The organism is Cytobacillus citreus (assembly GCF_018343665.1).
GTDB lineage: Bacteria > Bacillota > Bacilli > Bacillales > Cytobacillaceae > Cytobacillus > Cytobacillus citreus.
The window spans coordinates 106,959-126,912 of sequence record NZ_JAGYPM010000005.1 but is presented as its reverse complement, the minus strand read 5'-3'; the positions used below and the strand labels follow the sequence as shown (position 1 = coordinate 126,912).

Here is a 19,954-nt window from a genome sequence, read left to right as displayed (position 1 = left end):
TTGAATACTCGTTTAAAAAAAATATTTTCAGTGAGTTCATTTTGGAGAAGCATTGCAACGCTTGTAAGCGGAAATATAGGTGCACAATTATTGATCATTGTCACCTCCCCTATTCTAACAAGAATTTACAGTCCGGATTCTTTTGGTCAATTAGCTATCTTTATTTCTTTAATAGCAATTTTTAATGTGTTTTCATCATTAAAATACGAAATGACAATTCCTTTAGAATCTAATGAAAAAAAAGTAGCGAATATATTGGTTTTATGCCTGTTGGTTTTGTTATGTACCAACATCGTATTCTATATGATCGTATTTTTTCTATCTATTCTGCCTGACACAGCTTTTGAGTTTAAGTTTTTCTATTGGTTAGTTCCTTTGGCTCTTTTGGGAGACGGCTTATACAATATTTCCAGTTATTTTGCTGTAAGATACAAATTGTATAAGCCATTGGCGTTTTCCAAAATGAGCAAAAGCGCTATCATGTCTTTTACTCAGCTTGGTTTTGGAATGCTTAATCCTACTTCTCTTAGTTTATTAATAGGAGATATTTTGGGCAGAAGTTTTGGAGCAACAAGTATTTATAGATCTATGCGGAGGTTCATAAAGGAAAACAAAAAACATATTACGCTGCAAAACATAAGGGAAGTAGCAATAAAATATAAAAAATATCCTCTTGTGACTAGCGTTGCTTCTTTCATTAATAGCAGTTCCCTGCAATTAGTTCCTATTATTCTGGGAGGGATCTATGGATCTGCTTCTGTTGGTCTTTATGCATTAGCACAGAGATTAATCCTTTCGCCGCTATTGCTGATCAGTACCGCAATAGCTCAAGTGTATTATAGCGAAGCGGCTAATTTATATCAAAATAACGATAAAGAAAAATTGTTCAAATTGTTTTTTGGAACGAGTAAGAAATTATTTATTTTAGGGGCAATCCCTATTTCTCTTTTATTTTTTTTAGGTGAGGCAGTTATTGGCTTTATATTTGGCGAAGATTGGTCTGGAGCAGGAGAAATAGTCCGAATCTTATCATTTATGTTTCTGACACAATTTGTTGTCAGTCCATTGTCTCAGACATTAAATATTCTTTCCAAACAAACATATCAGCTTTTATGGGACATTTTTAGATTTGTATTAATCATTATTTTGTTCGCTGCAATTAGTTACTTTAAGGTAGACTTTAATACAGCATTAAGCTTGTACGGAGGCATAATGAGCTTCTGTTATATTATTTTGTATATCTTGATTATTATTGAACTAAAAAGATAATGATCGAAATATTGATTACAAAAAGGGGATTTAAATGAAGGTTTGCCATATAACTACAGTTCATGCTTATAATGATATCCGGATATTTGTAAAAGAATGTCAATCTCTTGCAGCAGCGGGCAATGAAGTTCACCTGGTTGCTCCTAATGCACCGACAGAACGAATTAATGGTGTTTTTGTACATGGAATACCTAAAGGAAAAGGAAATCGTCTTGTAAGAGTGACAAAGACCGTTCGTGCAGTATATAAAAAAGCAGTGGAAATAGATGCTGATGTTTATCATTTTCATGATCCGGAACTTATTCTAATAGGCACAAAGTTAAAGTCCTCTGGAAAAAAGGTTATTTATGATGTACATGAAGATGTACCTCTGCAAATCTTTAGAAAGAAATATATCCCGTACTATTTAAGAAAGCCGCTTTCTATGATAGTAGATCTATTTGAGAAAAATACTTCCAGGATGTTTGACTTGATTGTATGTGCTACACCTCATATTAGTGAAAAATTTGAAAAGTATAATACCGAAAGGATTTCTATTAGAAACTATCCAAAAATAGAAAAAATAGTAGAGTCATCTAAAAGCAATATTCACAAAAGAAATGATGTTTGTTATATCGGCGGGTTATCGGCAGGCAGAGGTTTATATACGATGGAAGAGGCAATCCATTATACCAGCTGCAGCTTAAACTTGGCTGGTGTTTTTTTTAACCAGGTGGATAAAGCTCGGTTCATTGATGATAAGACAGAGAAGGTAAAGTACTTAGGTTATTTAGAAAGAAAGGAAATTAACGATTTGCTGAAGGATTCTTTGGCAGGATTAGTGGTACTCGAAGGGAGCGAAGCCTTTAAGTACTCACTTCCCGTAAAAATGTTCGAGTACATGTCAGCAGGAATTCCGGTTATTTGCTCTGATTTTCCCTTATGGCGTGAAATTATTGAAAAGCACAAATGCGGGTTTTGTGTCGACCCTAAGGATGCTAAAGCAATAGGCGCTGCGATTAACTATCTCAATGATAATCCAGAAGAAGCAGAGCAAATGGGAAGAAACGGACGTAGTGCGGTAGAAACTGAGTATAATTGGGAAACTGAAAGTGAAAAGCTGATTAATGCATATAATAATCTATTTAATCAAACAAACATAAAAGAGGTATACAAAAATGAAAATTCAAATGCTCGATCTATCTGAACAGTATCAATCCATGAGGGAAGAAGTCTTCCACAAGCTTGATGAAGTGATGTCTTCTTCACGCTTTATTTTAGGTGATAATGTGAAGCAGCTTGAATCGGATATAGCGAAGTACAGTAATGCTGCCTATGGGGTTGGTGTTGGCAACGGCAGCGATGCAATTCATATTGCACTTCAGGCTGCAGGTGTTGGAGAAGGCGATGAAGTCATTACGACCGCATTCACTTTCTTTGCGACAGGAGGAGCAGTTGCCCGTGCCGGCGCAAAGCCTGTATACGTCGATATTGATCCTGTCACATTTAATATTGACCCATCCAAAATAGAGGCGGCTATTACTCCGAAAACAAAAGCAGTGATTCCGGTTCATCTGTACGGGCAAATGGCTGATATGGATAAAATCAAAGAGATTGCCGATAAACATCAATTAGCTGTGATCGAAGATGCTGCGCAGGCCATTGGTGCAAAGTACAATGGCAGAAATGTTGGCGAGCTTGGAACAGCGGCTACTTACAGCTTTTTCCCGACCAAAAATCTAGGAGCCTATGGTGACGGAGGGATGGTTGTAACCAGCGACCAAGATCTTGCGGAAAAGGCGAGGGTCATTCGTGTGCATGGAAGCAAGCCGAAATATTACCATCATGTGCTGGGGTATAACAGCCGGCTGGACGAGTTGCAGGCTGCCATTCTAAACGTGAAGTTCCCTCATCTTGATAAATGGTCGGAAGCGCGCCGGGAAAGAGCGGCATATTACACGGAGAAGCTGAATGAAAAATTAAGTAATGTGATCCAGACACCGATCGAAAAAGAAGGCAATTATCATGTGTTCCACCAGTACACTTTACGCGTGCCAAATCGGGATGAATTGCAAAGTTTTTTAAAAGAACAAGGAATTGCCACGATGATTTACTATCCAACGCCATTGCATGTCCAGCCGGTATTTAAGGATCTTGGATATCAGGAAGGCGACTTGCCAGAAACTGAAAAAGCTGCGAAGGAAGCTATTTCATTGCCGATGTATCCTGAATTAAAGAAGGAAGATCAGGATTATGCAGTAGAAAAAATTATCGAATTTTATCATATAAGGGGAATCGGAAATGAAAATCTTAACGGTAGCCGGAACGCGTCCGCAGCTCGTGAAAGTAGCCCCAGTATCGCGTGAGCTCCGGAAACATGCTAAGGAAATATTAGTGAATACAGGCCAGCATTACGACTACAATATGGCAGGAATCTTTTTTGAAGAATTAAATATCCCAAAGCCGGATTATGATTTGGGCATTGGCTCGGCCTCACATGGCAAACAAACCGGTGAGATGCTGAAAATGATTGAGGAAGTCATCTTAAAAGAAAACCCGAATGCCGTCCTGGTTTATGGTGATACCAACTCAACCCTTGCTGGAGCTCTTGCAGCGAGCAAGCTTCACATTCCGCTTATCCATATCGAAGCCGGCTTGAGAAGCTTTAATAAAAACATGCCTGAAGAAATCAATCGTATTTTAACAGACCACGTTTCAAGCCTGCTTTTCCCGCCTACTGAAACAGCGGCAGAAAATCTTAAGCAGGAAAACATTACTGAAAACGTTGTGAAGATCGGTGATGTCATGTATGATGCGGTACTTTACAATACAGCAATTGCAGAAGAAAAATATCATTTGGAGGAATTTGGTGTTCGAGAAAAGGAGTATATCCTTGCTACGATTCACCGTGCAGAGAACACCGATTCTAAAGATAAGCTGACAGCTATTTTCCAAGCGTTTGCGAAGCTTGATGAAAAGGTGCTTTTACCTTTACATCCAAGAACAAAACATAAATTGCAAGAATACGGTATGGGCAACCTTCTTGATGGCGCAGCCAATATTCGGGTGATTGAACCTGTATCTTATTTAGAAATGCTGCTGCTGGAGAAAAAGGCAAAAGCGATTGTAACAGATTCCGGCGGTGTGCAGAAAGAAGCCTATTTTGCCAAAGTACCATGTTTAACACTGCGTCCTGAAACGGAATGGGTGGAAACAGTGGATGTTGGTTGTAACCGCCTCGTAGATCCGTTAGAAGAAGACCTGGCTGCCATTATTCAAGAGTTTCAGCCAGCTGACTACTCGAAGCAACTGTACGGAGATGGCAAAGCGTCAGAGAAAATCAGCAGAGAGATCATAAAGTTTTTTGAGAAAGAAGCTGCCTGCGTGTTGTAGGCGGCTTTTTTTTCTTTAGCAACAGCTATTAATAACTAATGAGTTGAAAGTTAGGTCGTGAGGATATGAGAATTTGGATATTAAACCATCATGCGGTGAAACTAGGGAGACATCCCGGATTTGCAAAATATTTAACTAAATTGGGAGCCCAAGTTTCATTGTTTTCAGCCAGTTTTCTGCATAATCAATTTGTTGAAACAAAGGATTATGGCCCAAATGAATTTTTTATTAAGGAAAATGAATCAGGATATGACCGTGTACATATAAAAACCCCAAAATATTATACAAATGGAAAAGCCCGTTTATGGAATCAAATTGTTTTTGCCTATCGGGCTTACAAAAGCGGAATTGCCATTAGTAAAAAAGAAGGCGCTCCTGATGTCATTCTTGGTTCATCCGTCCATCTGTTTACAGGGCTTGCAGCATATTTTTTATCGAAAAAACTAAAGGCGAAATTTGTTTTTGAGATTAGAGATCTTTGGCCGCAAACATTAATAGATTTAGGCGCGTTAAAGGAAAAATCTCCTGTAACAAAAGTATTTCAGTCTATAGAAAAGTTTTTATATAAAAAAGCAGACAAAATTATTTCAGTTTTGCCCAATGCCGATGAATATATCACCCGGCTTGGCATCAAGAAGGAAAAGATATTATACATTCCAAACGGTATAGACCTGGATTGGCACAGAGAAAGCATGTCCCATGACTTTACAGCAGAAGAAGCGAAACAATTTTTTGAAAAATATCAGGACCATTTTATTATTACTTTTGCAGGTTCGCATGGTACAGCAAATGGTTTGGACACGGTAGTAAAAGCCGCTCCTTTGCTGGCTGCTGCAGAAGAAAAACATAAAGTAAAAACACAGATCTTATTGCTTGGGGAAGGTCCGGAAAAGAACAATCTAATCAATATGTTCAAGCAAACAGGCTGCTCGAATATAACCTTTTTAAATAAAGTGGACCGCACACAAGTACCTCATATCCTGAACCAGTCAGACTTATGTTTATTCCATTTAAAATACACACCAGTGTTTAAGTATGGAATTAGCTCTAATAAACTATTTGACTATATGCTCAGTAAAAAACCAATGATTTTTGCAGTGGATACAAGCTATGATTTCGCTAAAGAAGCCGAGTGCGGGGTAAGTATTCAGCCTGATATGCCTGAAAAACTAGTGGAAAGCATTCTTTACTTAAAAAACTCTGATCAGGAGAAAAGAGTTCAAATGGGATTGAATGGTGAAAAATTTGTGGAAGAAAATCATTCTTTAGAGAAATTAGCTGAAAAAATGTATAAGGCAATCTAGAGGCTATTAAAAGCCAATTTACTAAAATTTATTTTAATGGAGTAATCACATGATTGTTATTAAAAGATTCATTGATATTTTTTTTGCATCTATAACGCTAATTGTATTTTTAATCCCGATTGTATTGATAGGATTGGCAGTCCTGATTTTCTTGGGAAGGCCCATTTTCTTTATCCAGGAGAGAGCTGGACAATTCGGCAAGCCCTTTAAAATCATAAAGTTCCGGTCTATGAAAAACACAAAAGACAGGGACGGCAATTTGCTTCCAAATGAATTGCGGCAGTCATCCTTTGGCAATTTCATTAGAAAATATAGCCTGGATGAGCTTCCGCAGCTAATAAATATTTTAAAAGGCGACATTTCCATTGTGGGCCCACGTCCCCTTTTATTAGATTATGTTCCACTATACAATCAAGAGCAGAAAAAACGGTTAAATGCCAAACCCGGTCTAACGGGCTGGGCGCAAATAAACGGCAGGAATGCAATCTCTTGGAAAGAAAAATTTGAGTATGATGTATGGTATGTTGAAAACTGGAGCCTGCTGCTGGATATCAAAATCATCGCCCTTACCGCTTACAAGGTAATCAAGTCGGAAGGAGTTAACACTGCTTCAAATTCAATGGTAACAAGATTTAAAGGGGACGAGGAGAGTTAGAATGAATAGAATTCCTACTTATATTATTGGAACTGGCGGATTGGGAAGAGGAGTACTGGAAACGGTAAAAGCAAAGGCCCAGCATGAGGCAAACTGGGAAATTGCAGGATTTTTCGATGATTACACTCCTTCGGGTGAAATCATTAACGGTGTTAGAGTGCTGGGGACTACTGAAGAGCTGAAGGGTATATTAACCTTTTCGAATATCCTTATTGCCATAGCCTCCCCAAAAGTAAAAGAGACCATTTATCAAAGAGTACAAAGCAATCCTTATCTTTTCTTTCCTAATCTCATCCACCCAAGTGTCAAAATAAATGATTCTGTGAATCTTGGAAAAGGAAACATTCTCTCAGAAAATGTAGTGATGTCAGCTAATGTCGAAGTTGGCGATTTTAATCTTGTCCATTTTAATGCGACACTTGGACATGATGTGAAGATTGGAAACTATACGGGAATTTATCCGGGCTGTAACGTATCAGGGTATTCAGTCATAAAGGATTCTGTTTTAGTAGGTACAAACGCAGCGATATTGCCAAGTATCATCATCGAAAAAAATACCACTGTCGGTGCCGGAGCAGTTGTCACTAAGGATATAGAAGCCAATTGCAGAGTTGCCGGTGTTCCGGCAGAACATATAAATAGCGTTGGACAGAAATATGCAGAAGTATTATGACTTATCTAATATGAATTTTTTAGAGCTTGCTCGTAATAGAGCGTTTTTCCTGGCAGATAAAATTTTTCGTAAAGGAATAGCCGGGAATTTAAAGGATATTGAAAATAAGATGGAAAGAACTGCTTCTAGTCAAGAACTTCATTCCATACTAAGACATGCAGCAGAAACGGTTCCTTACTACAAGTGGATCAAAGGAGATATTAATATCCGCTCGTTTCCTGTTGTGAATAAAGCGATCATTAGGGGAAATCCTGATGTCTTCATTTCAGATGATCATGATATTGATAACCTATATAGTGTCACTACCTCAGGATCGCATGGTACCTCAATGAAATTTTACCGGACAAAAGAAAAAAAGATCCGTCAGATTGCAGAGGTCCTTTACTTTAGTAAACAAACTAATTTTTACTTTGGTGTAAAACATGGTTTTATACGCGCGACACATCCTAAAGGAAAGATGTCCCTTGCTCTGCAAAATGAGCTGCACATTGATCCAACCAAAATCAATAAAGAGTTCCTTGAAAAAATCAGATTACAGCTGAAAGAAATGAAAGTGATTATCGGGTTTCCTTCAATATTATATGAGATTGCCCATTTTTGTCTTAAAAGAGGTGATTCTCCTTCGTCTTTCAATCTTAGAGGTATTATCACTACTGCTGAACCATTATTGGATTATCAGAGAGAAACGATTGAAGGAGCCTTTGGCTGTCCCGTTCATACAAGATATGCGACAGAGGAGCTTGGTTTGGTGGCGGTTCAAAATCCACATGACCTGTCATACCGTGTAAATGAAGCGACATTTTACCTTGAAATATTGAAATTGGATTCTGATGACCCTTGTGAAGAGGGGGAGGAAGGAAGAATCGTTGTAACGGATATTTATTCTTTTGCAATGCCTTTAATCAGATACGATACAGGGGATTTAGGCTGCTATAAGTTGGTGAACAAGAATGGGATGAAAGCAAAGTTTTTGACATACATTTCAGGCCGCTTAATAGAAATGAGCCTGACTCCTGAAGGTGAAAAAATCTCTCCATTTTCAATAAATGTGAAAATGAAGGATGTCAAGAATGTGAAGAAGTATCAATTTGTGCAAAAAACGCAAAAACAATATGTTATGAAATTAGTTGTCGATGAAAATTATCAAGATAATGAAAAGATTAAGGGCATCCTTAAAAGGATTTTAGGTAAAAATGCGGATATATCCATTGAAATATTAGACAGCATTCCAACGCTTCCTTCAGGAAAGACCCCATATATTATCAATGAATATACGAAAAGCAGTGTTAAGCCTGAGATAACTATAGAGGGAATTACACCATACTAATTTAATAAAAGAGAAAAGGGATGTATTGACAACACTGCAATGCAAATCATTGTTCTTATCAAGGGTGCAGGGGATGAGAGATTTGTAAAACGATAGAAACCCTTTTATGTCAATGGTTCCTTGGAAACTATGATAAGTGGAGGAGAAAGAAGTTGAATATAGGTGAAATCGTAAGGAACCGGGCTTTTGGCCTGATGGATAGTATGAAGGGGAAGCCTATAAAGAATCATATCACTGACATTTCCAGAATTATGAATAATGATGTAAAAGCTATGGAGATGCGGAATAAAAGACTATCCGAGCTATTAAATCATGCTAAAATCACTACAAAGTTTTACGCTAAAATTAACGGATCCAATCTACACCAATTTCCGGTTATTAACAAAAGTATATTGAAGGAAAATTTTGATGAATTTCTATCTAATAAATACGAAGCGAACGATCTCATAAAAGCAACTACTTCTGGTTCATACGGAACTCCTTTTACCTATTTGCTGACCCCTGAGAAAAAATATCGACAGAAAGCTGAGGTAATTTACTTCGGCCGTGAATCCGCATATGAAATAGGTAAAAGACATGCTTATATTAGAGTGACAAAAGCAAAATCAAAAACCACATTGTTTTTGCAAAACGAAATACTCATTGATCCAACAAATATTAATAAAAACTGGCTAGAAACTAACAGAAACCACTTAAAGGATAATGTTAGAGTAGTTATTGGCTATCCGTCCTCCCTGTACATTCTTGCTAAGTATTGTTTAGAAAAAGGTGACGATTATAACAGTTTTTCAATAGAAGGAATTATTACTACGGCTGAACCGTTGCTAGAGGAGCAAAAAATTATAATTGAGAAATTGTTCCGCTGCAATATTACGAGCAGATATAGCACCGAGGAGTTTGGTGTTTTAGCTAATCAATGTCATAAAGGCAACCATCATATTAATCATGCCAGTTTTGAAATTGAAGTGTTGAAAACAGACAAGGACGTTCCTGCAGCCCCTGGAGAAATTGGAAGAATTATTGTTACTGATCTCTATTCTCATGCATTACCACTAATTCGTTACAATACAGGAGACTTAGGTATTTATGAAAATAAGTGTGAATGCGGTTTTGACGGAAAAATATTAAAGAAGGTAATTGGCCGGGAAGTGGAAACTATCTTCGATACAAATGGTGAACGGGTTTCCCCATTTGCTATCAATGGTGCAATGAGAGACATTGAAAATGTATTACAGTACCAATTTATACAGGAAAATGAAAAAGTCTTTAAATTACTAATTGTCCCTGTAAATAACTTAAGGGAACAGACAAATGATATACTTACCGAGAGATTTCAGGCGATTTTAGGCAACGAAGCGATTATCAATATAAATGTCGTTGAGACGATAAAACCTCTTCCATCTGGCAAGAGGCCATATATTATCAGTAAATTAAATAATAGAAAGTAATCTGTTTCTTAAAACTTCATTCTATAAAAGTCTGTGATAGAAGTTGGAAGAAAGAAAAGAATTAACAAAAAGCCTAAAACCATCATGGGTATGGGCAATGGCATTTGGCTCCTTAATTGGCTGGGGAGCTTTTATTTTGCCAGCAGATTGGATTCAGCAGGCAGGAGCATTAGGGTCCATGATCGGACTTAGCCTCAGAGCGCTGGTCATTCGTATGCGGTTGGTTTTTAGCCCTTGGCCTTATCTGCATTGTGGCCCTTAATGCTATTTAGTTATTTCAAAAAGTTACAATAAAACTTCTGAGTCAGCTTTAAACTATTACATTTTCAGAAAAAAGGTCTCTTAAACCATTTAGAAAAGAGTTGAAATATGATGGAAGATCGTATTTTCCTTTCCTCTCCCCATATGAGCGGACGAGAGGAATTTTACATTCATAACGCTTTTGAAACAAACTGGATTGCACCATTAGGACCGAATGTAGACGCATTTGAAACAGAGATGGCAGAATACGTCGGGATGAATGGTGCCGCTGCGCTCAGTTCAGGCACCGCCGCCATTCATATAGCGCTGCAGCTGTTGGATGTAAATAGGGGAGACACGGTGTTTTGTTCTTCCTTAACCTTTATCGCAAGCGCAAACCCTATTATCTACCAGGGTGCCGAGCCTGTTTTCATCGATTCCGAACCAGACACTTGGAATATGTCTCCACAAGCCCTGGAAGCAGCCCTAAAAGAAGCAGAGAATGAAGGCAAGCTGCCAAAAGCTGTGATCGTTGTTAATCTTTATGGCCAGAGTGCAAAAATGGAAGAAATCGTGTCATTATGTGACCAATATGGGGTACCGGTCATCGAGGATGCTGCCGAGTCTTTGGGTTCTTCTTATAAGGGACGGAAAAGCGGCACATTTGGGAAGTTTGGTATTTATTCTTTTAACGGGAATAAGATTATTACCACTTCTGGAGGCGGCATGCTTGTTTCAGATGATGAAGAGGCCTTGAGAAAAGCCCGTTTCCTGGCAACACAGGCCCGCGATCCCGCTCCTCATTATCAGCATAGCAAATTGGGTTTTAATTATCGTATGAGCAATATTCTTGCTGGTATTGGGCGGGCCCAATTAGAAGTACTGGATGAGCGGGTGGCTGCCAGGCGTGCAGTTTTTGAACGTTATACAGAATCGCTAGGCGTATTAGAATGGGTGGAATTTATGCCGGAACTTGAGGGAACCATGTCAAACCGCTGGTTAACAGCGGTGACAGTCGATCAAGAAAGGCTCGGCATTTCGCCAATGGATTTGATAAATGCACTGGCTGAAGAAAATATCGAAGCCCGCCCAGTCTGGAAACCATTGCATCTGCAGCCCCTATTTAAAGGGGCGAAGTATTATCCCCATGAGGCTGCCTGCAGTGTATCCGACTACCTGTTTGCCACTGGCCTTTGCCTGCCTTCTGGATCGAATATGACTGTAGAAGAGCAGATCCGTGTTATAAGAACAGTAAAAAAAGCAGTAAGAAGCACTTTAGCAGTATGAATGATTATTGAGGGAGTCAGTCCCCTTTTTTGGCTAATACCAGGAAAGATTAATAGGATTAACTTACTAAAGGAAATTTTATCAATCATATTGATTCTAGTGAAAATATCGCATAAGAATAACTAAGGCGTTCGCCGAAAGGACTTGGTGAACGCCAAGTTTTTCTAACACATTAAGAAAGTATAAATTGCCAGCACAGAAGATGATTCGACGTAATTGCTAATTTTAGGAATTAAGTGCGAAGGACATGATGTCCTAGTCGGGCGAATGCCACAGGATAAGGAAAGATTCGTCAGAGATACATCGCACGACCAAAAGAGAAGCTTTTGAGAGGACGTGGCATGTATGAGCGCGATAAGTGCAACTACGCCTCTGTCTTCGCCTTTCCAAGGCTCGCCAATCGGCGAGTTTTCTTTACACATTAAGAAAGTATAAATTGCCAGCGCAGAAGATGATTCGACGTAGTTGCCAATTTTAGGAATTAAGTGTAAGTGCAACTACGTCTCTGTCTTCGCCTTTCCAAGGCTCGCCAATCGGCGAGTTTTCTTTATCTTATCTTGTAGGGTAGGAGGTTATGAATGAATAAAATAATAACAACTTCTTTATTAGTTCTATTGTTTAAGTTCTGTTTAGATTTTACATATGTAAATTTTGTCAATCCTGTCTATGGCGGATTTGCTTTAAATCTTACAAATGAGAAATTAATTGAATCTTATATTTTGACTCTGCTGTTGTCTCTACTTATTACTGTTTGGTTCCCAAAGTTAAAAATGCCTAGTTATTCTGTCATTTATATTCTGTTTTTTATTCTAATCACCCCGATGCTTTCCTATTATGCAATGGCAGATATGCCAAGAAAATTTATTTATATGGCTCTGTTGAGCTTACTTATTGTTATGTTTATTGTGAAGTTCTCTAAAAATATCAAAGTATTTTATATTTTAGAGGGAAGAACAGTATTGATAGCAGTACTTTCTCTTATTACTTTGTATGTGTTTGCAAATTTGATTATTAATGGCGGTTTTACAAGACTGAGTTTTAATTTAGCCGATGTTTATGAAGTAAGAGATGGCTATGTTGAAAGTAAGGGTTTTTTAATGGGATACTTTTTAACTTGGCAAGCATACTCGGTCAATACGCTATTATTAGCTTATTTTCTATATAACAAAAAACGCAATCCTGTGATTATTGTAACGATTGCACAACTTCTGTTATTTGGCATGTCTGGATTTAAAAGTTATCTGTACGCTCCATTTCTAATATTTGGAATCCATTTTATATTAAACCGGATAAAAGTAAATCGCTTATTTCCTTATTTCGCAATTGGAAGCATCTTCATTATTATGATTTCATACGCGCTTTTCCATTATAATGGGGATATATTAACACCATCTATTTTTATTAGACGTTTATTCTTCGTTCCAGCTCAGCTGCATTTTATTTATTATGATTTCTTTCAGGAAAATCCATTTATCATGCTGTCAAATTCACTCTTATCCTTTGCAATTGATAATCCGTATGGAGAAGCAAATATATTGCATTTAATTTCCAACACATATTTCGGAAAAGAGTTTGGTGTAAACGTTGGATACATCGGAAACGCTTATGCAAACTTTGGATTTTTCGGTGTCATTTTATTCTCTGTGTTCTTAGGCTACACACTTAAACTCTTAGATAGCGTTTCAGTCCGAGTCCCTGTTTCGGTATCCGTGTCTGTTATCATCATTCCAGCTATGGCATTTGTAAATTCAGGCTTTTTTACAGTATTAATGACACATGGCTTCTTATTTTCTTGTATCGCCCTCTGGCTTCTCAGCAGTACATTAAAAGCACAGGATAAGCAAGCCTTATCAATTGAAGACTCGTATAGAACCGGTAGAACAATTCAAAAATTGACTGCCAATCAAATTTAAATGAAGAGTGCCTGGCCCCCGCTGCTGTATGCTTTAAAGCAGCGGGGGCCAGGCACTCTTTTTTAAGCTAATAGGAAAGTTTAAGTCTATTAATGTACTAACGTAAAGTGTGTGTTCAATTAAATATCTGCTAATAAGATCGCATAATAAAAACTAAGGTATTCGCCAAAAAGGACTTGGCGAATGCCAAGTTTTTCTAATCTTTTAATTTGCTCTTTGTGTTAAGGTATGCTGCTATACTAAACAACCCAATATTAGAATAGTTTTCTCGAAGATATAACTCCTGATAAACACCTTCTAAACGATCTAACATTTTTTTATCGTACATACCTAAAAAAGCCCATCTTAATACTGAATAATAGTATGCATTTTCTTCTTTACTATAATAAATCTCTTTTTCATTATTTCTTTTATGAATGTATTTCCTTACTTTTGTTGGTTCATCGTCATTTACCATCTTATAAACAATATTTTTAAACTTTACAAAGTCTTTATCTGTTAAAACCTTAAACCCAGCTTCTTCATGAAGGATAAATAATCCGTAAACTGTCAATGCAGCATGGCTAATATCTTCCCAGCCAGATGGATACTTTCCTGCTGCATAATAACTCCAATAATACGAATCGAAATTCTTGTCATAATGGATTAAAGAGTTTTTAAAATATCGGAGGCTCTTTTCTATTCGTTGAGTATATACTTCCCCGCCCGTCAGCTTATCATATAGCCCACACGCTGCTAAATAGGCAAAAACCCTGTTGGGAACTCCGATTTTATTTGCCTCAGAAACGTACCCCTCGCCATAGGAATGTCCTCTATAAAATCCTTCCGTATCAGAAAAGTTTCTCCACATATTTGGCTTATTATGAATAGTCAAAGCTTCTCCGCTTGCCAATAAAAATTTATCTGCAATCGCCCTATATTCACTTAAATTCTTTTCTTTCACTACATCCACAAATCGTAAAATGGGCAAAGTAATCATTCCCGTATGGACAGGGTATGTATAATTAAACTTTCCAGAGGTATAGTGGCCTCTATCCGACCAGGCTGGGAGAGACAATCCCGAGTTGGTAAAACTCTCTATGCCTAGTTTTTCATCTGTCTGGGTGGTAATGTGTTCCGCCTGGGGAATGAAAAATTCTAAATATTTTTCATCTCCCGTTGCTTTGTACATATCAATTAAAGAATTAGCAACATAGCTCCAGCCCCATGCATAACTTTCGCTGCTAAAATCTTTCCTGTTTTTGGGAAACTGAGTGATCGCCCAGGTTGGCTGCTGAAAATACCATTCATCGTATAAACTTTGAGTAATGATTTCATCAGTGTTTAGCCCATCCGAAACTCTTATTTCAAATACCCCTAGAGACAAAAGTAAAATAATGCATAATAGTAAGAAAATCTTTTTTATCGCCTTCGAGTAATCATTTTTCATATAAATATGTTTTATTCACTCCAGCCTGTTTGATTGTTTTAAAACCTCTAAACTCAGATCGTTTCTATATCCCAATATCGAAATCGTTTGATTCATAGTATGCAGTTGATGAGAAGAAAAGAAGGAGAAATCTTGCTAAAAAAGTTTTTTCTTTAAATTAAATAAGCCGCAGTGCGGGCAGTCTGCGGCTTGGTGGAAAATCTATCCCATATTTAAATGCTTTTTTAGCGTTTTAGACAGCTCTGCAAGTTCTTCTTCTGGAATAAAATAGTAATATTCACCATCCATTTCTTTGCCGTTGCCGGAAATTTGAATTTGATCAAAGTTATGCAGTGCATTCTTATAGTTCGCATGAATACTTTTTATTTCATCAAAGGTTAAATTCGTTCTCACATTATTGCCGATGGCATCTAAAATACTTCCATAGTTTGCTAGTGTTTTTACAGATGCTCCTTCTTTTATAACAGCTTGAATGATTTTACGCTGGCGCTGCTGCCGCCCAAAATCACCCTCAGGGTCTAAATGGCGCATTCGGGCATATTTAAGGGCTTCTTCGCCGTTCAATTGCAGCTGGCCTACAGGGTAGTGGACGCCGCCATAAGTAAAATCTAATGTGTTATTAACTGAGATACCGCCAACAGCATCGACAATGTCTTTAAAACCATTCATATCTACACTCACGTAGTAATCTATCGGTATTTGCAGTAAGTTTTCGATTGCTTTGATCGAAATATCAACCCCGCCATATGAATAAGCATGGTTAATTTTATCCTTTGTTCCTTTCCCAGGTATTTCTGTATATGTATCGCGGGGAATGCTGACCATTTTAACTGACTGATCATCAGGGTTTACAGTTAATAGCATTAATGAATCCGGGCGCCCACGGTCTCCATCGCGCTGGTCGATACCCAGCAGCAAAATAGAGAATGGGTCTTTCTCGGCCAAATTGACGACACGGTCCTTTGAATTTGTTCGGTTTAGTGGTTTATGAGTTTTGTTGAAGGTATTGGCAATAGAGTCATATACTGTGAACCCGTAAACTCCTGCACCCAGAATAAGGAGCAATATGATTCCAAGGGTAATTTTAAAACCAATTCCCCGTTTTTTTTTCTTAGAAGGTTTGTGTTCCTGTTCCATTCTCTCACTTCCCTTGCGCTAATCTCGATTCATTTTATCATGTGAAAAAATAGACATGCATTCGTCTAAATTACTAGAATAATTAACAATTTGATTACTTTTGTAAATAATCATGCATATCTAGCCTAACCGGGCTAGGAGGGAGGGCCCTTATTTCTTAATAATACATTCATATAATATTTATTTTAAAAAAAAGACTCTTAAAGATGGCCGGAACAACTAATCTGCAACCGTCATAAAGTTGGATATTTTTGCTCTAATCATTAATCCAGTGCCTTATTTTTAAGGAAATTACCGTTTTTTACTATGGAAGTACTAGGCACTTTGTACAAATTACATTACAAGGAAAATATATGGGGATAACGTTAGAAGCCAGATACACCTGATAGCAAACTGAATATATTAGCATATTTATTGGATAAAAATCTATTGCTACCCTTATAAGGAAAGGAATTCGCTTATCCAAGGCACCATTTGTTAAAAATTGAACAAACATGTTTCTGTTTTCTAGGCAAAAAGGAATTATTCAAAAGCAAGCCTTTGTCAAAGGTATGTGTGCCAACGAAAAATAACTAAACAAAGTAGGTAGCAAAAAATGTATAAAAAGAATAATAAAACGAATTTACAGCCTGAAGCGGATAACTTTATTTTTGAAAGTAAAACGAAGAAAAGATGGACTCTATTAATATGGTCTTCCGTTCTGTTTGTCGTACTTTCCTGTTTGCTGATCTTCTTTTCGGGTTTAGGCATTTATTTTAATCCGGTTCTGCCTAGCTTGGAGACAAAGGAAACGAATCAAATGTCACATATCAGTCCATCTGGAACCAATACCTCTGTTCAAGGGGTCTCTTTAAATACGGATGCAACTGAAAAGTTTTTACAGGAAAAAATGACATATAACAATGATGTGTACGCATTTTACGTTAATTGGGATCCAAACAGTGAGCAATCACTCAGGCAAAATATCGATAAGATAGATGTACTCGTTCCCCAATGGTTTCATTTAAATGCTAATTTGGAGCTGGAAAGCGATATTCAGACGGAAATAGGAGATTTGGCCAAAAAGAATGGCGTTAAGGTTGTGCCGCTGATCAATAATGCGAAAAATGGCGAGTGGAACCAGGATACTATACATAAATTATTAACATCACCTGAAGCACAAGAGAAATTGATAACAAATCTGCATGGACAAATTAAAAAGCATGGCTATGATGGAATCAATATTGACTTTGAGAATATCAGCAAAAATGACAGAGATTTGCTGACAGGTTTTATGCGAGATCTTTATAAGGTTTTTCATGCAGACGGACTTTCCGTATCGATAGACGTTCCCCCGGCAAATGAAGCATTCGATTACAAAGAGCTGGAAAAGTATGCTGATCAAATTATTTTAATGTCCTATGATGAGAATGTCCTTAATCCGGGCCCGATTGCTTCTTCGTCCTGGTTTAAGAAAAATCTCTCGCAAATATCAAAAGACAAGCTGATTGTTGGCTTGGCCAATTATGGCTATGATTGGGACTGGGAGAAACAGCAAGCTGGAGAAACAGTTTCCTTCGACGATGTCACCAGGCTGGCGGAAACAGCTGACTTGGAAATACAATGGGATGATATGAGCCAGACTCCTTACCTTAAATATATGGAAAACAACAAGGCCCATGAAATTTGGTTTATGGACAGTGTGACATTCTACAACCAATTGAAGATGTCTGCAGAAGCCGGAGCTCAGGGTGTTGCCTTATGGAGATTGGGAACTGAGGATCCCTCGATTTGGGATATTCTAAAAGGGCATAAAACGGAAGAGCTGCTTACTGTCAAGAATGGAGGCAATATTTACAGCTATGGAGAGGGAAATATATTCCGCGCCAAAGAGGATTGGAAAGAGGGCAAACGCAGCCTCCATTTTGATGATTCTGGTTTTATAACAAGCGAATCATATGTGAAAAATCCAAAGGCTTCCGAGTTTGAACGTTTAAGTAAACCAGCTGGAAAAGAAATTGTCCTGACATTTGATGATGGCCCGGATCCGGAATATACAGAAGATATATTAAAAATCCTGAAACAATACGATATCAAGGCCTCGTTCTTTATTATTGGTAAAAAGGCTATGCTCCACCAGGATATTGTGAAGCAGATTTATCAGGACGGCCATGAAATTGGGAATCATACGTTTTCACACCCTAATACAAACAGCATATCTGATGAGCAATTAAAGCTTGAACTGAATAGTACCCAGCGTGTCATTCAAAGTATTACCGGCCGCTCATCTTTATTATATCGGTCTCCCTATGGAGATGAAGAGGCAAAGTATATGCAATCGCATTTTCAAAGAATGCAGGATGTAACGAAAATGGGATATATTACTGCCAATTATGATATTGATTCAAAGGACTGGAAACTGCGTGACAGCAAGGCCATTGTTGACAATGTGATGAAGCAGGCATCAGACGGCGATATTATTTTGCTCCATGATGGGGGCGGGGACAGGAAGGCAACTGTTCAGGCACTTCCTGAGATGATTGAACAATTGCAAAGCGAAGGCTATCAATTTGTGACAATCAGCGAACTAATGGATGAAAGCAAAAATACCATCATGCCTCCTGTCGCAGATGAGGAAAAGCCATTAATGCAGAGCAACAAATTGATTTTGTTTATCATCTCGAATTTTGATCATTTTGTTTTGATTTTGCTGTGTAGTGCGATCTTTATCTTGGTTGTTCGTCTATTGGTCCTTGTATGGTTAGCCTTGAAACATAAAAAACGGGTGAAAGACCCGAAGGCAGAACATTCATCTCAGCCATTTGTTAGTGTCATAATCGCAGCTTATAATGAAGAAAAAGTGATCAGCAGGACGGTACAGTCGATTTTGGAAAGCGATTATCCAAACCTTGAAGTGATCGTTGTTGATGATGGTTCCAAGGACCGGACTTCTTCGATTGTTTCTGATCATTTCTTTGCCAATGAAAAGGTTCATCTTTTTCATAAGAAAAACGGAGGGAAAGCTTCGGCCATTAATATGGGCATCAAGAAGGCGGAGGGTGACATCATGATTGCCATTGATGCCGATACGATTATTTCACCTGAAGCAATATCACTGCTTGTCCGCCATTTTGCCGATGATAATATAGCTGCCGTAGCAGGAAATGTGAGGGTTGGAAACGCGCGCAATTTATTAACCTCCTGGCAGCATGTTGAATATGTAACTGGGTTTAATCTGGAAAAGCGGGCATTTGCGACCCTTAATTGTGTCACGGTTGTCCCGGGGGCAATCGGTGCCTGGCGCAAACAGGTAATTGAAGAGCTTGGTTATTTTACATCCGATACATTGGCAGAGGATACAGATATGACCTTAAAGATCCTGCGCAAAGGATATAAAGTTGTGATTGATGAACAGGCATATGCTTATACGGAAGCGCCGAAAACGGTTGGTGATTTTATTAGGCAGCGATTTAGATGGAACTTTGGAACTTTGCAGTGCTTCTGGAAGCATAAGAAAGCTTTTGGAGGTAAAAAGCACAAATCACTAGGATTCATTGCACTTCCTAATATGCTGCTGTTTCAATTTATCGTGCCACTATTTACACCAATTTTAGATTTATTGTTTATATTAGCTATCATATTTGGCGATGTTAATAAAGCATTATTAGTGTTTTTCAGCTACTTTACCTTCGATCTCATGGTTTGTTTATTTGCCTTCAGGCTCGAGAAGCTAAGCCTGAAACCACTTTATACCCTGATTATACAAAGGTACATCTATCGATACCTAATCCTTTTCGTCACATGGAAATCCATCCTTGCCGCACTAAAAGGAAAGCGCGTGGGCTGGAATAAGCTGAAACGGTCTGGGGATATGGAATTGAGGAAAGCGGGATAAAGTGAAACTTCCATCAGTGGGGGCTT

Annotated in this window: 14 protein-coding genes and 1 pseudogene; 13 read left to right on the top strand and 2 right to left on the bottom strand. The window is 38.0% G+C overall.

Annotated features, from left to right (window positions below; all coding sequences use genetic code 11):
* The 12 genes and pseudogenes from KHA94_RS20955 (at position 1) to KHA94_RS20900 (ending at position 13,488) form a co-directional block, all read left to right on the top strand.
* Complete coding sequence (locus KHA94_RS20955) at positions 1-1,269, top strand: lipopolysaccharide biosynthesis protein (RefSeq protein ID WP_213104072.1); 1,269 nt, start codon at positions 1-3, stop codon at positions 1,267-1,269.
* 34 nt (positions 1,270-1,303) lie between these two features.
* The gene (locus KHA94_RS20950; protein ID WP_213104071.1) at positions 1,304-2,455 is read left to right on the top strand and encodes a glycosyltransferase family 4 protein; all 1,152 of its coding nucleotides are present in this window, start codon (positions 1,304-1,306) and stop codon (positions 2,453-2,455) included.
* Positions 2,427-3,614, top strand: a complete 1,188-nt coding sequence (locus KHA94_RS20945) for a DegT/DnrJ/EryC1/StrS family aminotransferase (RefSeq protein ID WP_213104070.1) — start codon at positions 2,427-2,429, stop codon at positions 3,612-3,614. The genes KHA94_RS20950 and KHA94_RS20945 overlap by 29 nt, the downstream gene beginning before the upstream one ends.
* The gene (gene wecB / locus KHA94_RS20940) at positions 3,550-4,641 is read left to right on the top strand and encodes a non-hydrolyzing UDP-N-acetylglucosamine 2-epimerase (RefSeq protein ID WP_213104069.1); all 1,092 of its coding nucleotides are present in this window, start codon (positions 3,550-3,552) and stop codon (positions 4,639-4,641) included. Before KHA94_RS20945 ends, wecB begins: the two co-directional genes overlap by 65 nt.
* A 65-nt stretch (positions 4,642-4,706) precedes the next feature.
* Positions 4,707-5,945: a glycosyltransferase family 4 protein gene (locus KHA94_RS20935; RefSeq protein ID WP_213104068.1), complete on the top strand. Its 1,239-nt coding sequence runs from the start codon at positions 4,707-4,709 to the stop codon at positions 5,943-5,945.
* A gap of 58 nt (positions 5,946-6,003) precedes the next feature.
* Positions 6,004-6,600, top strand: a complete 597-nt coding sequence (locus KHA94_RS20930) for a sugar transferase (RefSeq protein WP_338030852.1) — start codon at positions 6,004-6,006, stop codon at positions 6,598-6,600.
* Position 6,601: 1 nt separating this feature from the next.
* Positions 6,602-7,273, top strand: coding sequence for a NeuD/PglB/VioB family sugar acetyltransferase (locus KHA94_RS20925; protein WP_213104066.1), 672 nt, complete (start codon positions 6,602-6,604; stop codon positions 7,271-7,273).
* Complete coding sequence (locus KHA94_RS20920) at positions 7,257-8,600, top strand: phenylacetate--CoA ligase family protein (protein ID WP_213104065.1); 1,344 nt, start codon at positions 7,257-7,259, stop codon at positions 8,598-8,600. Before KHA94_RS20925 ends, KHA94_RS20920 begins: the two co-directional genes overlap by 17 nt.
* 152 nt (positions 8,601-8,752) lie before the next feature.
* Complete coding sequence (locus KHA94_RS20915) at positions 8,753-10,048, top strand: phenylacetate--CoA ligase family protein (protein ID WP_213104064.1); 1,296 nt, start codon at positions 8,753-8,755, stop codon at positions 10,046-10,048.
* 43 nt (positions 10,049-10,091) lie between these two features.
* Positions 10,092-10,314: pseudogene (locus KHA94_RS20910) on the top strand (APC family permease); the annotation flags it as partial.
* 103 nt (positions 10,315-10,417) lie between these two features.
* A complete protein-coding gene (locus KHA94_RS20905; protein WP_275950920.1) occupies positions 10,418-11,575 on the top strand; it encodes a DegT/DnrJ/EryC1/StrS family aminotransferase in 1,158 nt (385 codons plus the stop codon).
* 578 nt (positions 11,576-12,153) lie between these two features.
* Positions 12,154-13,488, top strand: coding sequence for an O-antigen polymerase (locus KHA94_RS20900; protein WP_213104062.1), 1,335 nt, complete (start codon positions 12,154-12,156; stop codon positions 13,486-13,488).
* Positions 13,489-13,684: 196 nt separating this feature from the next.
* On the opposite strand, the gene KHA94_RS20895 is transcribed toward KHA94_RS20900, so the two are convergent.
* Both KHA94_RS20895 and KHA94_RS20890 read right to left on the bottom strand, forming a co-directional pair.
* Positions 13,685-14,917, bottom strand: a complete 1,233-nt coding sequence (locus KHA94_RS20895; protein ID WP_213104061.1) for a hypothetical protein — start codon at positions 14,915-14,917, stop codon at positions 13,685-13,687.
* A 201-nt stretch (positions 14,918-15,118) separates the two neighbouring features.
* On the bottom strand, positions 15,119-16,054 hold the full coding sequence (locus KHA94_RS20890) for an LCP family glycopolymer transferase (protein ID WP_213104060.1): 936 nt from the start codon (positions 16,052-16,054) through the stop codon (positions 15,119-15,121).
* Positions 16,055-16,649: 595 nt separating this feature from the next.
* On the opposite strand from KHA94_RS20890, the gene KHA94_RS20885 reads away from it, so the two are divergent.
* The gene (locus tag KHA94_RS20885; RefSeq protein ID WP_213104059.1) at positions 16,650-19,928 is read left to right on the top strand and encodes a trifunctional glycoside hydrolase family 18/polysaccharide deacetylase/glycosyltransferase family 2 protein; all 3,279 of its coding nucleotides are present in this window, start codon (positions 16,650-16,652) and stop codon (positions 19,926-19,928) included.
* Positions 19,929-19,954: the final 26 nt, after the last annotated feature.

Coding starts and splice junctions, on each gene's coding strand:
- KHA94_RS20950 (WP_213104071.1), top strand. CDS start 1,304: ATGAAGGTTTGCCATATAACTACAGTTCATGCTTATAATGATATCCGG.
- KHA94_RS20885 (WP_213104059.1), top strand. CDS start 16,650: ATGTATAAAAAGAATAATAAAACGAATTTACAGCCTGAAGCGGATAAC.
- KHA94_RS20905 (WP_275950920.1), top strand. CDS start 10,418: ATGATGGAAGATCGTATTTTCCTTTCCTCTCCCCATATGAGCGGACGA.
- KHA94_RS20920 (WP_213104065.1), top strand. CDS start 7,257: ATGCAGAAGTATTATGACTTATCTAATATGAATTTTTTAGAGCTTGCT.
- KHA94_RS20900 (WP_213104062.1), top strand. CDS start 12,154: ATGAATAAAATAATAACAACTTCTTTATTAGTTCTATTGTTTAAGTTC.
- KHA94_RS20925 (WP_213104066.1), top strand. CDS start 6,602: ATGAATAGAATTCCTACTTATATTATTGGAACTGGCGGATTGGGAAGA.
- wecB (WP_213104069.1), top strand. CDS start 3,550: ATGAAAATCTTAACGGTAGCCGGAACGCGTCCGCAGCTCGTGAAAGTA.
- KHA94_RS20935 (WP_213104068.1), top strand. CDS start 4,707: ATGAGAATTTGGATATTAAACCATCATGCGGTGAAACTAGGGAGACAT.
- KHA94_RS20890 (WP_213104060.1), bottom strand. CDS start 16,054: ATGGAACAGGAACACAAACCTTCTAAGAAAAAAAAACGGGGAATTGGT.
- KHA94_RS20945 (WP_213104070.1), top strand. CDS start 2,427: ATGAAAATTCAAATGCTCGATCTATCTGAACAGTATCAATCCATGAGG.
- KHA94_RS20895 (WP_213104061.1), bottom strand. CDS start 14,917: ATGAAAAATGATTACTCGAAGGCGATAAAAAAGATTTTCTTACTATTA.